We start from the raw sequence: 13,329 nt of genomic DNA on the forward strand, positions 1-13,329 counted from the left end.
AACCCGCCTGCATGTGAGGCTAGGCTGGGGGCATGAACCTCTTTTTCAAGCTGCTGGGTGCCGGAGTAAGCCTTGCAGCCGGATTCGTCGGCACCAAGTTGGTCAACAAGGGCTGGGAAAAGGCCACCGGCAACAAGCCGCCCACGGGCCACGACGATATGGAAACGAGCCTCCGCTCAGCCTTGTCCTTCGCGCTGATTTCGGCCTTCGTCAGTACGCTCATCCAGGTTTTCGCGAGCCGTGGCACCCAGCGTGCCATCGCCCGCTTCGCAAAGACCCACGACATCGTCTAGGTAGAATCGTCGCCGGCTGCCCTTTGGACAACCGCTTCAAGCTCATCCTTGGTGAGCAGTTCGCGGTGCCCATGCTTGGTTCGGTAAGCGGAGCGGCCCACCATGTGTGCGGAGACCGGTGCGGTCAGCAGCTGGAATATCCAGGCGACCACGAGAACCGGCCAAACCCACCATGTGCGCATTTGCAGGCCCATGGCTGCAAGCATCAGGAAAAGACCCAGGACTTGCGGCTTCGTTGCCGCGTGCATGCGGCTCATGAGGTCGGGGAACCGCAGGAGGCCAATTGCTGCGCCCAGCGACATCAGGGCACCCACCACAAGAAACACGGCCGTCACCGCGTCGATTACGGCATCCACGCCAGTAGGTTCAGGAGTCATTGCTCTGATCCCTCCGATCCGCGACAAACCGGGCAAACGTTACGGAGCCTACAAAGCCGATCACGGCGAGAGCCACGAGCAACACCAAGTTGTTCAGGTGCCGGTTCATCGCCATATCGATCGCCAGCGCGGCTCCAAGAATGGCCAGCAGGACATCCGATGCCAAAACGCGGTCCAGCAAGGAGGGGCCAATGGCGATACGGATGATCGCTCCCACCGCAGCCAAGCTCAGGATGACAGCAGTCACCAACAGAACGAGTTCTTTCACAGAGCTGCCCCTTCCATGCCCGGGGTTGCTTCATCCTGGAGAGCGTCGAGTTCCTCACGCGTTCCCATGATCCGGATCAGCGTGGCCTCGATCTTCTGGACTTCCTGACGGATCCTGGCGATTCCGGCTTCCTCATAAATATTGAGTGCATGTAGGTACAGGGTGGACGTCGAGCGGTCCACTTCCACCACCAGCGAGCCCGGGATCAGCGAAATAACATGCCCGGTTGCCGTCACTATGAGGTCCGAATGGCTGCGCAACGGAACAGCGACGACGGCGCTACGCACCTTTGGCCCCTTCACTACGGCCAGGTAGAGGACCAGGAAGCTCGCTGCCACCACTTTGCCCAGGAATACGAGAGCGAACGAAATGGCGCGAAGAACATTGAACCTGCCACTGAGCTCCACCGGCGGAAGGTAGAAGAACTTGGCCACGAGCACGGCGATGAGCGCACCGAACAGGAGGTTGCCCGGGCTGAAATCCCGCCACAGGGCGCCCCAGACGATGACCAGCCATACCAGCAGCGGCAGTTCAGTGCGGAAGGAGATTGGTTTTCGGCTCATTTGGCAGCCCCTGGCTGACCCACGGCTGGCACCTGGGCGGAGTCCCCCAGAACTGAATGGATGTAGGCAGTGCGGTCCAACATTATTTCCGCCGAGCCGTCGGCGAGGTGGAAGAGTGGGCCCGCAAAGACTGTGAGGGCAACACCGAAGGCCACAAGGCCCGCAGTGGACCCCACCATTGTCCGGGGAAGTACCCCTACCTTGCCTGGGGTCTGAAGCACGGGGTCCGGGTACTCGGCGTCCTCGGGCTTTCGCCAAAATGCCCTGTTCCAAACACGGGCAATTGCCAACAACGTGAGGAGGCTGGTGACGACGCCGCCTACTACCAAAACGATGGCCAGCGGCGTACCCAGTTGCACGCCCGCTTGGAGGAGCCCGAGCTTGCCCAGGAAACCCGAGAATGGCGGGATGCCCGCAAGGTTCATTGCCGGGACGAAGAACAACAGGGCAAGGAGTGGCGAGAGCTTGGCCAGGCCACCCAAGCGGTCAATGGAGGACGATCCGCCCCGCCGCTCAATCAAGCCAGTGACAAGGAACAGGCTGGTCTGCACGGTGATGTGGTGCGCCACGTAGAACACGGCCGCGCCAAGACCGGTGACGGACGACATTGCCAGGCCGAACACCATGTAGCCGATGTGGCTGACCAGCGTGAAGGACAGAAGACGTTTGATGTCGCTCTGCGCCAAGGCACCCAGGATGCCCACCACCATTGTCAGCAGCGCCACCACCATTAAGGGCACGTTGAGGGTATCGCCGGGGAAGAGGAGTGTCTCGGTGCGGACCATGGCATAAACACCCACCTTGGTCAGCAAACCGGCAAACACGGCTGTCACAGGGGCCGGAGCGGTTGGATAGGAGTCGGGAAGCCAGAATGACAGCGGGAACACGGCCGCCTTGATCCCGAACGCCACCAGCAGCATCACGTGCAGCAGGTTCTGGGTTCCTTGATCCAGCTCCGCCAGCTTGATGGCAAGGTCCGCCATGGTGATGGTCCCGGTAGCTCCGTAAATCATGGCGATGGCGATGAGGAACAGGACCGAGGAAACCACGGACACCACCACGTATGTGACGCCGGCACGGATTCGCGGCCCCGTCCCGCCAAGCGTCATGAGCACGTAGCTTGCCGTCAGCAGGATTTCGAAACCCACGTAGAGGTTGAAAAGGTCACCTGTCAGGAAGGCATTGGACACGCCCGCCACCAGGATCAGGTAGGTGGGGTGGAAGATCGAGACGGGCGCTTCCTGGTCGCCGTCGGCCATGCCCTGGCCGGTGGCGTAGATCAGGACGGCGAGGCTTACCACGGTGGAAACCACCAGCATGAGCGAGGAGAACTGATCCACCACCAACACCACGCCCCACGGCGGCAGCCAACCACCCAGCGTGACGGATGTGGTGCCTCCCTCCCACACGGACGCCAGGAGCAGGCATTCGAGCAGGAGTGTCGCGCTAAGGATCACAATGCTGACTACCCGCTGCGCAGCCGTGTGCCGGATCAGCACGAACGCGAGGGCAGCGCCGAGGATCGGAAGGAGGACAGCCAGTGGCGACAGGTTTGCGAGATTCACGCGCTGCCTCCTTCCCGGGTGGATGCGGTTTTGGGTGTTTCCGTCGCCTCTGGATGCAGCCGTTCCTCGGCCGTGGACGCTGTCACTACGAACTCTGACGTTTCCAACGGGACAATGGCGTCGTCTTCCGCGTCGAAGCTCGGAGTCCGGGCCACGCGGCGGTCTTCGATGTCATCCTGGATTTCGTCTTGCCGTGCCAGGGCCCACGTGCGGTAGATGATGCCAAGCATGAAGGCAGTAACGGCAAATGATATGACGATTGATGTGAGGATCAACGCCTGCGGCAGGGGGTCGTTGTACTCATTGGAGGCTGTTTCCTTATCGAACAAAGGAGCCAGGCCGGCGTACCCTCCTGTACTGAGGATCAGCAGGTTGGTGGCGTTCGCAAGCAGCATCAAGCCAAGCAGGACGCGCGTCAGGCTCCGCTCCAAAATCAGGTAAATGCCGCAGGCATACAGCACACCCATGACGATCAGGAGGGTCAGGTTGATGCTCATGGGTTGCCCTTCCCGGAAGCGGCAGTTTCAGCAGGCGCAGGCTCGGCGACCTTGGTCTTTCCCGCCTTCGCCCCCTTCTCTTCAAAATGTTCGTCGATCTCGGCGCCCAGGCTGCGCAGAACGTCGAGCGCCAAGCCCACCACCACGATGTAGACGCCGATGTCGAAGATCGTGGACGTGACGAACTTGACGTCTCCGAAGACGGGCAGCCAAAACTCGATGATCGCGCTCTGGAACACCTGTCCGCCGAGGAGGAGAGGCACGAAACCGGACGCTGCCGCCGTCGCAAGTCCCGTCCCCAACAGCGTGCCGGCACTCACTGTCGCAGCCTCGCTCAACTCGAAGCGTCCCCCGGCAAGGTAGCGGATGGTGAGGGCGAGGCCAGCGGTTAAGCCGCCTGCGAAGCCACCCCCGGGCAGGTTGTGGCCCGCAAGGAGAAGATAGATGGAGAAGACGATCATCGAGTGGAAAATCAGCCGGGTGACCACTTCGAAGATGATTGACCTCCGCTCAGGGGCAAGCGTCCTGCCTGCAACGAGCCAGGCATCCCGCGTCACGTCCGTGAACTTCCTCGCCACGGCCAGCCGGGCGCCGTCGCGGGAGTCACGGTCGACGCCGGTGCGCCGCCCCACGCTTCCTTCCGGCACGGCCTCCGAGGTTTTGATGCGATCGCCGCGGCTGCGCACGAAGATCAGGCTTGCAACGCCCGTAGCGGCCACGGCCAGGACCGAAATTTCGCCGAAGGTGTCCCATGCGCGGATGTCCACCAGGGTTACGTTGACCACGTTCAGGCCACCGCCGCCTTCGTAGGCCAGGCGCGGGAATTCGAGGGAGACAGGCGTGGCAACGCGGGCACCCATGGCGTAGATGGCAACGAAAATCATGGTGATGCCGAAGGCTGCACCTACGATCACGCGGATCACCCGGAGGCGGCCACCCGTCCGGTCCCGCAGTTCGGCGGGCAGGCTGCGCATTGCCAAAACGAAGGCCACCAACACGATGGTCTCCACCAGCATCTGGGTCAGCGCGAGATCAGGCGCACCTTGCAGGGCAAACATGAGCGCGACGCCGTAACCAGTAACCGAGACCATGAGTACTGCCAGGAACCGCTTGTTGGCACGGACAGCGGCCAGGGCGCCCACCACGATGCCCACACCCGCGATCAACTGCAGCGGAGAGTTCGGATCGATGAGATAGACGCCGTCGGGCAACGGTTTGTTGTTCAGGAGCAGAGCCGCGAGTGGCACTGCGAAGGCAACCGTAAGGATGACCGTCAGATAGAAATACAGTGAACCACGCTGGGTGCGGCCCGTGACCCACACTGCGACGTCGTCCAAGGCGCCAATGGTGTGTTGGTAGGCGCGGTCGCCATCCACCCAATCGGGAACCAGGCTTTGCACCCGTGAAACGACGTTGCGGCCGTAGAACATCGCGGCACCGGCCACAAAGGTGATCGCGGTGAGGCCCAAAGCGGGAGTGAGCCCATGCCACAAAGCCAGATGTCCGGCGTCGACGGCTTCCTCTCCACCGGCGAACAGCGCTGCGTAAGGCTGGATCCAACTATCGACCGGTGCGGGCCACAGCCCATACACAATCGTGAGGAAACTCAGCAGCGCCGGCGCGGCCAGGAAGGCGGGCTTGATGGCTTTAAAGGGCGTGCGCTCTATGCCCGGCTTGGTGGCAAAGGCACCCCACATGAAGCGGGCGCTGTAGGCGAAAGTGAGGATCGAACCGATCACGAGCCCAACGAGGATCCAGATGCCCCAGGCGGGCGCGTCCTGGCCATTTCCATAGTGCACGAAGGCTTCAAAGACGGACTCCTTGGCCACGAAACCCGCCAGCGGCGGCACCCCCGCCATGGAGGCGGCCGCGATCGCGGCAACAACCCCGAGGGCACGCGAGGAGCGGAAGACACCGGAGAGTTTCCGGATATCGCGTGTCCCGGACTGGTGGTCGATGATGCCGACCACCAGGAACAGCGCGGCCTTGAACAGGCCATGCGCCAGCAGAAGCCCAAGCCCGGCAAGGGCGGCGTCAGGTCTGCCCAGGCCCACCACCATGGTGAGGAAGCCCAGTTGGCTCACCGTGCCGTAGGCCAGGATGAGCTTGATATCGGTCTGGCGCAGGGCCCTGTAGCCGCCAATCAACATAGTGGCCAGCCCGAGGCCCAGGACCATCGGGAGCCAGAACTGCGATTCCGCGAAACCCGGCGCCAGTCTCGCCACGATGTAAATACCGGCCTTCACCATGGCTGCGGCATGCAGGTAGGCGCTCACTGGCGTTGGAGCCGCCATGGCACCGGGAAGCCAGAAGTGGAAGGGCACCAGCGCCGATTTGGTCACGGCACCCACGAGGATGAGAACGACGGCGGCCCCCACCATGCCATTTGTGGTGCCGTTAACGAGCGTCCCGGCCTGGCCAAGGATGGTGGAGATCCGGTAGGTTCCTGCGGCCTGGCCCAGAATGATGAGCCCCACCAGCATCGCCAGCCCGCCCGCCGTAGTAACCATCAGGGCCTGCAGGGCAGAACGCCGTGCAGCCAGGCGGGTGCGGGCATAACCGATGAGCAGGTAGGACAGGACAGTGGTGAGCTCCCAGAAGATGAACATCATCAGGAGGTCGTCCGATGTCACCAAGCCGAACATGGCACCGGCAAAAGCCAGGAGCTGGGCGCCGAACCCACCCAGCCCAGGGTCCTTGTTCTTGAAGTACCGGGCGCAATAGACCAGCACCAGGGAGCCAACACCGAGGATGAGCAGTGACATGACCCAGGCGAGCGCATCCATCCTGAAGGCGAACTCGAGCTTGAGGTTCGGAATCCAAGGGAATACTTCTTCTATGCCCGCGCCGGAATATACGGGAGCGTGCTGGAGGACCAGCCAGATGAAGGCCACCCCGGGAACCGCTGCCAGGACATAGAAGGCGTTCCGACCAAGTTTACTGAAGATCAAGGGCGCCACAGTTGCCGCTACAAAGGTGATGGCGAGAACTGTGATCACTGTTTTCTCCGCAAAGTCAGAAACGAATTGTCAAAAGTTGGAGCAGGCGGTCATACGTTGGGTTCGGTTGGACCAGTTTATCAAGGGGCCCGGACAGTTTTCGGCCGGAGCCGATGGGCCCTGCGGATGAATTTTTCTGCGTTATCCACATAGCGGTATCCACATAGCGGTCTGTCATCTGCCCGTCGCTGTCAGAGTCCCGATAGCATTCAGGCTATGAACGCGGCCGCAGTTCCCGAAGCCTCCAACCCAGCATCCGAGCTTGCCTCCGGACCTGCTTCCTCCAAGAAGGGCCAAATCCTTGCGTGGGCTTCCTGGGATTGGGGCTCCGCTGCCTTTAACGCCATCATGACCACGTTCGTGTTCACGGTTTACCTGACCTCGTCTGCCTTCGGCGGCGAGGACGCTGCCTCTGCCGCACTTGGTGCTGCTTTGGCCGTCGCGGGCCTGGCCATCGCGTTGCTGGCACCCGTGACAGGCCAACGTTCGGATGCCGGCGGCCGGCGCAAGCTCTGGCTCGGAGTCAACACTGCGGCCACAGCCGTCCTCACGGCCCTGTGCTTCTTTGTGTTCCCGCAGCCAGGTTTCCTCCTTTTGGGTGTCTGCCTGATTGCGCTTGCCAACATTTTCTTTGAGTTCGCCGGTGTGAACTACAACGCCATGCTGGCCCAGATCTCCACACCCAAGAACATCGGCAAGGTCAGCGGCTTTGGTTGGGGCATGGGATACCTCGGCGGGATCGTGGCGTTGTTGCTGGTCCTGCAACTCTTCGTCCAGCCGTCTTTCGAATGGTTCGGCGCATCCACTGAAGAATCCCTGAACATCCGGCTTGTCGCCATTTTCTCGGCCCTGTGGTTCTTCATTTTCGCCCTGCCCGTGCTGTTTGCCGTTCCTGAGGTTTCCGTGAAGAAGGACACTGCGTCCTTGGGCTTCGTAGCGTCCTACCGGCTGCTGCTCCGGCGCATCGTGGCCATCTATCGCACCAGTCCCCACACCATCTATTTCCTGCTGTCCAGCGCGATCTTCCGCGACGGCCTTGCTGCAGTCTTCACGTTCGGCGGGGTGATCGCGGCCGGGACCTTTGGTTTCGAACTTAAGGAAGTTATCTTCTTCGCGATTTTCGGCAACGTCGTGGCAGCGGTAGGCGCCATCATCGGGGGCTTCCTTGACGACAAGATCGGACCCAAGGCAGTCATCGTGCTTTCCCTGGTGGGTCTGCTGATCGCGGGCACGTTCATCCTGGTGCTTGGCAACGGAAACTACGTGTTCTTTGGAAACAGCTGGCCTGCCGCCAATACGTTCTGGATCTTCGGCCTGCTGCTATGCCTTTTTGTTGGGCCAGCCCAGTCTTCGTCAAGAGCGTTCCTGGCCAGGCTTGCCCCCGATGGCGAGTCGGGAGAACTCTTCGGGCTCTACGCCACCACGGGCCGGGCTGTCAGCTTCCTGGCTCCCACCCTCTTCACCCTGTGCATCACAATTGCCGCTCCGATTGTTGAAGAAGGTGGAGCCCAGCGATGGGGCATCCTCGGCATTATGGTTGTCCTGCTTGCCGGCCTCCTGGTGATCCTGCCAGTGAAGCCGCCCGGCAAGACGCAAATCGCCGTGGTACCGGATCACTGACTTCACTGCAACAGCTGAGCGCGAACGCCGTACCAGTGCAGATCCAACAGAGTTAGGGTGGAGATATGAACGTGGATGAGACTGAACTCCCGGGCCTTGGGGTCCGTAAGGATTTCGTCACGGCCTCTGGCCGTCGCATCGGTGTCGTCGAGCTTCGAGAAGGCGAGACCGAGCTCTTCGTGTCCACATGGGATGACCCGGACACGTGCCAGGCTTCCATTCCCCTCACGGCCGATGAAGCCGCAACCCTGGGCAATCTCCTCGGCGGGCAGCACATTGCCATGCGCCTGGCAGAGGCCCACCGTGAGATACCTGGCATCGTGACCCGCCAGTTCTCCATCACGCCTGACTCCCCGTTCGTGAACCAGCCCATGGGCAAGGCCCAGGTCCGAACCCGCAGTGGTGTTTCGATCGTCGCGATCATGCGTGAAGGGGAAGTCGTCCCCTCGCCTGCACCCGACGTCGTACTTCACACGGGTGATTTGCTCGTTGCGGTTGGCACCCAGGAAGGCCTCGACTCGGCGGCCGATATCCTCCGCAACGGCTGACCCGCCATGGATCCGCTCGCACTAGCCCTCGTTGAACTGGGGGCCGTCGTCTTCTGCCTCGGTCTCCTTGCTCGGCTAGCGGGCCGGATTGGCATGTCTCCCATTCCGCTTTACCTGGTGGGTGGCTTGGCCTTCGGTGCGGGCGGCTTCGTCAAATTGGATGGCATGCATGAATTCGCCCATCTTTCAGGCGAAATCGGGGTCATCCTGCTGCTGTTGATGCTCGGATTGGAATACACCGCATCTGAACTCGTCACCGGACTCAGACGTTCGTGGCAGGCCGGTGTACTGGACTTTGTCCTGAATTTCCTTCCCGGCGCCGGGATTGCCGTTCTTCTGGGCTGGGGTCTCGTGGGCGCCATCGTGATGGGTGGCGTTACCTATATCTCGTCCTCAGGAATCGCGGCGAAGGTCATCACGGACCTCGGCCGCATCGGTAACCGCGAAACTCCCGTAGTGCTTTCCATCCTCGTTTTCGAGGACCTCGCGATGGCCATCTACCTACCCATTCTCACTGCCATCCTGGCCGGTGTCGGGTTCCTGGGTGGGCTGCAGACGGTGGGAATCGCGCTGGCTGTCGTCACGGTGGTCCTGATGATCGCGCTCAAACACGGGCACCGCGTCTCCCAAGCCGTTCACAGCGAGAATTCGGAAGTGTTCCTCCTGAACGTGCTCGGCCTGGCGCTCCTGGTGGCCGGTGTCGCCTCCGCCCTCCAGGTCTCAGCTGCCGTGGGTGCCTTCATGCTCGGCATCGCCATCTCCGGCGCCACGGCCCACAATGCGACCCGCATCCTTGAACCACTCCGGGACTTGTTTGCGGCAATCTTCTTCGTTGCCTTCGGCCTCAACACGGACCCTACATCCATCCCACCGGTCCTGGGCTGGGCGTTGCTGCTCGCCCTGCTGACAACGGCCACCAAAATGTTCACCGGATTCTGGGCCGCCAAACGGGCGGGCATTGCAATGCCGGGCCGCTTCCGTGCGGGAGCGGCCCTGATTGCGCGTGGTGAATTCTCCATCGTCATTGCTGGCCTGGCGGTGGCCTCGGGAGCCGTGCCGGACGAGGTCGCAGCCCTGGCCACGGCTTATGTCCTCATCATGGCCATCACGGGTCCGCTGGCCGCTCGCTTCGTGGAGCCTGTCGTCAAGGCACTGCGCAGGAGCCCCCGCACACCGCCGCGGGCTGCCGAGCGCGCCGCTGCCTGACCGTCAGGGCTTGACGGTCAGCGTCTGACGGTCAGCGCCTGAAGCCCGTCCGGTTCCGGCTAGATGGCCGTCCGGTGGAAATTCTGGTGGCTGCGGCTGGCGGTGGGTCCGCGCTGGCCTTGGTAGCGGTTACCGTACTCACCGGAACCGTAGGGGTGTTCCGCTGAGGACGTCAGGCGGAAGAAGCACAACTGGCCGATCTTCATGCCTGGCCACAGCTTGATTGGCAGCGTCGCCACGTTGGAAAGTTCCAGCGTGACGTGCCCGGAGAAGCCCGGATCGATGAAGCCTGCGGTGGAGTGCGTCAACAAACCGAGCCGGCCGAGAGACGACTTGCCCTCAAGGCGCGCAGCGATGTCGTCGGGCAGGCTCACTGTCTCGTACGTTGAGCCCAGTACGAATTCACCCGGGTGCAGGATGAAAGGCTCATTGCCTTCCACCTCCACCAGCCGGGTCAGCTCAGGCTGCTCCTCGGCGGGGTCGATGTGGGCATATTTGTGGTTGTCGAAGAGCCGGAAAAACCGGTCAATCCGTACGTCCACGGAAGACGGCTGAACCATCGCGGGATCGTACGGTTCAAGGACAATCCGTTGGGAGTCTATTTCGGCACGAATATCGCGGTCAGAGATCAGCACAGCATCAAAAATACCCCATGCATTGTCCGGGCCGCCCCATGGGACTATAGTTCCCGGACATGTAAAGCCGCGCCCGTACTTGGGGGCAACGAGCATTCGCGGGGTAATTGTGGGGAAATTGTCAGCGCCTGCGGCTATCGTGCTGGCTGGCGCGCTAGCCATATTGGTAGCCGCGTCCAGCCAAATCCTGCCAGCTACAGAGGCCCTCCCAAGCGGCGGCACTACTTCTTCGGGCAGCGTGCCGTCCGGTCTCACGGCCCCTGAAACGAGTACGACGCCGGACCCCGCACCTTTGGGGGCGACCCCCGACGCCAGCGAAGCGGCTGGCGACCCTACGCCGGGCCCCGGTTCGGGGACGGGTTCCGGTTCCGAAAGTGCAGCGCGGACCAGGCCGGTCGCAGTAGATCCGATGGTTGAGACACCTCCTCCGGTGCCGAACATCGGTCCCTCATGGGGTCCGGACGATCCTTCCTCGGAAGGCACTCCCTCCGGGAGTCCAGAAGCCAACGAGCCAGCGGTCTCCGGTCCTCCCGCCGCGTCGGCTTCCCCCACCTCCGTTCCAACGCCAACAGCGCCTGCCACAGGGCCTGGTCCGTCGGAGTCACCGTCGCCAACACCCTCATCGACTCAAACAACGTCGCCAACACCCTCACCAACCCAAACATCTACGCCGTCACAAACGGCTTCCGCGCCGTCACCAACGCCGGCGCCGCCGTCACCAACGCCAGCCACGCCCACGCCATCTTCACCCGCGTCCCCGCCCACGCCCGCACCCACACCCACGCCCTCCCCCTCACCCACCCCTTTCCCCGGCAAGACCCCCAGCAGCGATGCGGACCCGGACAACGGTGCCCTCGCGCTACTCCCGGACGACAACACCGCGGCCATCTTGACCGTGTTCAACGCCATCAACAGCTATCGCGCTTCTTTGGGCCTTGCCCCGGTGAAGTATCACGCAACGGTGGCGAGCATGGCGCAGGAATGGTCGGACAGCATCGCCAGCCGCGAAGTGATCCAGCACAGGCCAAACTTCTGGACGGACCCACGTGCGCTCAACCCAAACAACGGTGCTGGTGAGGTCATTGCCGTCCGGTGGGATCGTGACGCTGCCCAATTGGTGGAGTGGTGGAAGGGGTCTCCCGGCCACGACGCCCTGCTGCGCGATCCGCGCTTCAATGTGATGGGTATCGGGATCACCTACACGGACGGCAATTGGCAAACGACCCCCAACCGCTACACACTGTGGGGCGTGGTGAACTTCTTCGGTTACACCACGCTGCCCGCCGGAACCACTACGCGTCCGGGAGGGACGGTCACGCCGCCGACGGATCCAGTGGGTGTGTGTGAACCTGGCGGCAAGTACCAGCCGCCTACCGTGAATCTCAGCGCGGCCGCCATCCGCAGCGCTGCAGACCTTGTATCCATCAGCCCGGACGGAACGGTCTATTCCTATCCGTCCTTGGGTGACGCCAAGTACGGCGCGGCCCGCAAGATCGGAATCGGTTTCACCGGTTTGAAGGAGCTATTCGTGTCGGATTGGGACCGCGACGGCGTTTTTGACCTCATCGCCCAACGCCTGGATGGAGCGCTCCTGGTGTACCCGGGCAGGCAGTCTGGCGGCTTCGGATCGCCCGGAGTCCTGGGCCAGGGTTGGGAGTCCCTCAACATAGCCGTGGGTACTTGGTGTGCAAACAACCGCCTCCCGCAAATTGTGGCCATGGATGCCTCCGGCGGGCTCTGGTTCTACAAGAATTCCGGAATGACGTACATACGAACCCAGGCGGCGATCGGAACAGGCAACAAGGCCGTCCGGCTCAGCATGGTGGACTACAACGCCGATGGTTTCCAGGATCTCCTCGCGGTTGAGCCCAATGGGTACCTTAGGCTGTATCGCGGCAGCGGACTGGCCATCCCGAAGCAGGAGGCCAGGCCAGTGGTGGGTGCGGCATGGACCGACTACACCGGTTTGCGGTCACTTCAAGGAGTTACCGGCGCAAACACCACGGGCATCGCAGGCCTGGGCACCAACGGTGTATTGGAGTATTGGGACCTCACCTCAGGAGGACTGACGACGCCGGTCAGCGTTGGTGGCGGCTGGAGTGGCTTCAAGCTCGCCCAGTAGGGAACCGCCGGGTAATCAAATCGCCCGGTAATCAAACCGCCTGGGCGGACTCAATAACGGTCTTGAGCTGCTCCAACTGGGCAACTTCACTTTCCATGGTCTTCTGGATCATGCTGTTCATGAGTTTCTGCAGGCCCTTGGGGTGGTACTCCAGGGCGAACCTGAGCCGCGTCGTCTTGCCTTCGGTGCTGAGGTAGTAGCCGCCCGTGGGCCGGGCGGGTCCGGCCACCACGGCGAAGCGCACTTCTGCGCCCGGCCGGGCCTCCGTGATCTCGAAGTCTGCAGCGATCGGCCGTCCTCCCGGGCCAGTGAGCGTCTGCTGATAGACCGCGCCCTTCTGGCCACGGACACCGGATCGGAGCGAGATGCTGCGCACGCCCGAGCGCCAGAGGGAGTTGTTCATACCATCCATCAGGAATCCATAGACGGTCATGGCATCCCTGCTGATCACCACTTCATAGTCTGCAAATGCCACGGAAACCTCTTTCGGCGTACGGTTCGAATGTCGTAGCCCGGTTCCCCATACACTGCAGCTAACACCTTCAGAATAGTCAGCCGCGCTTGCCTGCGACACACGACAAACGAGCCTTGACCGAATGGTTACCTGCCGGCGTATCTGAGACACAGCTGACACAT

At 62.2% G+C, this 13,329-nt stretch carries 14 protein-coding genes; 5 read left to right on the plus strand and 9 right to left on the minus strand.

All coding sequences use genetic code 11. The annotated features are described in order from the left end of the window. Window positions 1–32 precede the first annotated feature (32 nt). Window positions 33–293 carry a DUF4235 domain-containing protein gene (locus AC6I99_RS19490; RefSeq protein ID WP_224089327.1) on the plus strand — a complete coding sequence of 87 codons (261 nt, stop codon included), beginning with the start codon at window positions 33–35 and terminating at the stop codon, window positions 291–293. Here the strand turns inward: AC6I99_RS19490 and mnhG are convergent. The 6 genes from mnhG to AC6I99_RS19520 are packed head-to-tail and all read right to left on the minus strand — an operon-like array spanning window position 290 to window position 6,562. Beyond that, window positions 290–670 (minus strand): monovalent cation/H(+) antiporter subunit G, encoded by a 381-nt coding sequence (gene mnhG, locus AC6I99_RS19495; RefSeq protein ID WP_224165539.1) that lies wholly within the window; start codon window positions 668–670, stop codon window positions 290–292. The genes AC6I99_RS19490 and mnhG overlap by 4 nt on opposite strands. Next, the gene (locus AC6I99_RS19500) at window positions 660–938 is read right to left on the minus strand and encodes an MrpF/PhaF family protein (protein WP_224089332.1); all 279 of its coding nucleotides are present in this window, start codon (window positions 936–938) and stop codon (window positions 660–662) included. Before AC6I99_RS19500 ends, mnhG begins: the two co-directional genes overlap by 11 nt. Next, the gene (locus AC6I99_RS19505; RefSeq protein WP_497961577.1) at window positions 935–1,501 is read right to left on the minus strand and encodes a Na+/H+ antiporter subunit E; all 567 of its coding nucleotides are present in this window, start codon (window positions 1,499–1,501) and stop codon (window positions 935–937) included. Before AC6I99_RS19505 ends, AC6I99_RS19500 begins: the two co-directional genes overlap by 4 nt. After that, the gene (locus AC6I99_RS19510) at window positions 1,498–3,066 is read right to left on the minus strand and encodes a Na+/H+ antiporter subunit D (RefSeq protein WP_224089335.1); all 1,569 of its coding nucleotides are present in this window, start codon (window positions 3,064–3,066) and stop codon (window positions 1,498–1,500) included. The genes AC6I99_RS19505 and AC6I99_RS19510 overlap by 4 nt, the downstream gene beginning before the upstream one ends. Next, complete coding sequence (locus AC6I99_RS19515; protein ID WP_224165542.1) at window positions 3,063–3,563, minus strand: Na(+)/H(+) antiporter subunit C; 501 nt, start codon at window positions 3,561–3,563, stop codon at window positions 3,063–3,065. The genes AC6I99_RS19510 and AC6I99_RS19515 overlap by 4 nt, the downstream gene beginning before the upstream one ends. Further along, window positions 3,560–6,562 carry a Na+/H+ antiporter subunit A gene (locus AC6I99_RS19520; protein ID WP_497961579.1) on the minus strand — a complete coding sequence of 1,001 codons (3,003 nt, stop codon included), beginning with the start codon at window positions 6,560–6,562 and terminating at the stop codon, window positions 3,560–3,562. The genes AC6I99_RS19515 and AC6I99_RS19520 overlap by 4 nt, the downstream gene beginning before the upstream one ends. Window positions 6,563–6,778: 216 nt before the next feature. Between AC6I99_RS19520 and AC6I99_RS19525 the strand changes: the two genes are divergently transcribed. The 3 genes from AC6I99_RS19525 to AC6I99_RS19535 all read left to right on the plus strand — a co-directional run bounded on the left by AC6I99_RS19525 (window position 6,779) and on the right by AC6I99_RS19535 (window position 9,936). Next, window positions 6,779–8,182, plus strand: coding sequence for an MFS transporter (locus AC6I99_RS19525; RefSeq protein WP_497961581.1), 1,404 nt, complete (start codon window positions 6,779–6,781; stop codon window positions 8,180–8,182). 65 nt (window positions 8,183–8,247) lie between these two features. Further along, entirely contained in the window at window positions 8,248–8,730 is a 483-nt protein-coding gene (locus tag AC6I99_RS19530; RefSeq protein WP_216927152.1) for a cation:proton antiporter regulatory subunit, read from the plus strand. Between the two features lie 6 nt (window positions 8,731–8,736). Next, window positions 8,737–9,936, plus strand: a complete 1,200-nt coding sequence (locus tag AC6I99_RS19535; protein WP_497961583.1) for a cation:proton antiporter — start codon at window positions 8,737–8,739, stop codon at window positions 9,934–9,936. Window positions 9,937–9,995: 59 nt separating this feature from the next. On the opposite strand, the gene dcd is transcribed toward AC6I99_RS19535, so the two are convergent. After that, a complete protein-coding gene (dcd, locus tag AC6I99_RS19540; protein WP_216927188.1) occupies window positions 9,996–10,571 on the minus strand; it encodes a dCTP deaminase in 576 nt (191 codons plus the stop codon). A 627-nt stretch (window positions 10,572–11,198) separates the two neighbouring features. Further along, on the minus strand, window positions 11,199–11,480 hold the full coding sequence (locus tag AC6I99_RS19545; RefSeq protein WP_497961584.1) for a hypothetical protein: 282 nt from the start codon (window positions 11,478–11,480) through the stop codon (window positions 11,199–11,201). On the opposite strand from AC6I99_RS19545, the gene AC6I99_RS19550 reads away from it, so the two are divergent. Then, window positions 11,467–12,693: a CAP domain-containing protein gene (locus AC6I99_RS19550; RefSeq protein ID WP_497962004.1), complete on the plus strand. Its 1,227-nt coding sequence runs from the start codon at window positions 11,467–11,469 to the stop codon at window positions 12,691–12,693. The two genes, AC6I99_RS19545 and AC6I99_RS19550, sit on opposite strands and share 14 nt — an antisense overlap. A gap of 31 nt (window positions 12,694–12,724) precedes the next feature. Here the strand turns inward: AC6I99_RS19550 and AC6I99_RS19555 are convergent, their stop codons facing one another. Then, entirely contained in the window at window positions 12,725–13,168 is a 444-nt protein-coding gene (locus AC6I99_RS19555) for an SRPBCC family protein (protein ID WP_224089345.1), read from the minus strand. Between the last annotated feature and the right edge of the window lie 161 nt (window positions 13,169–13,329).

The sequence above is a fragment of the Arthrobacter sp. TmtSoilC77 genome (genome assembly GCF_059739415.1).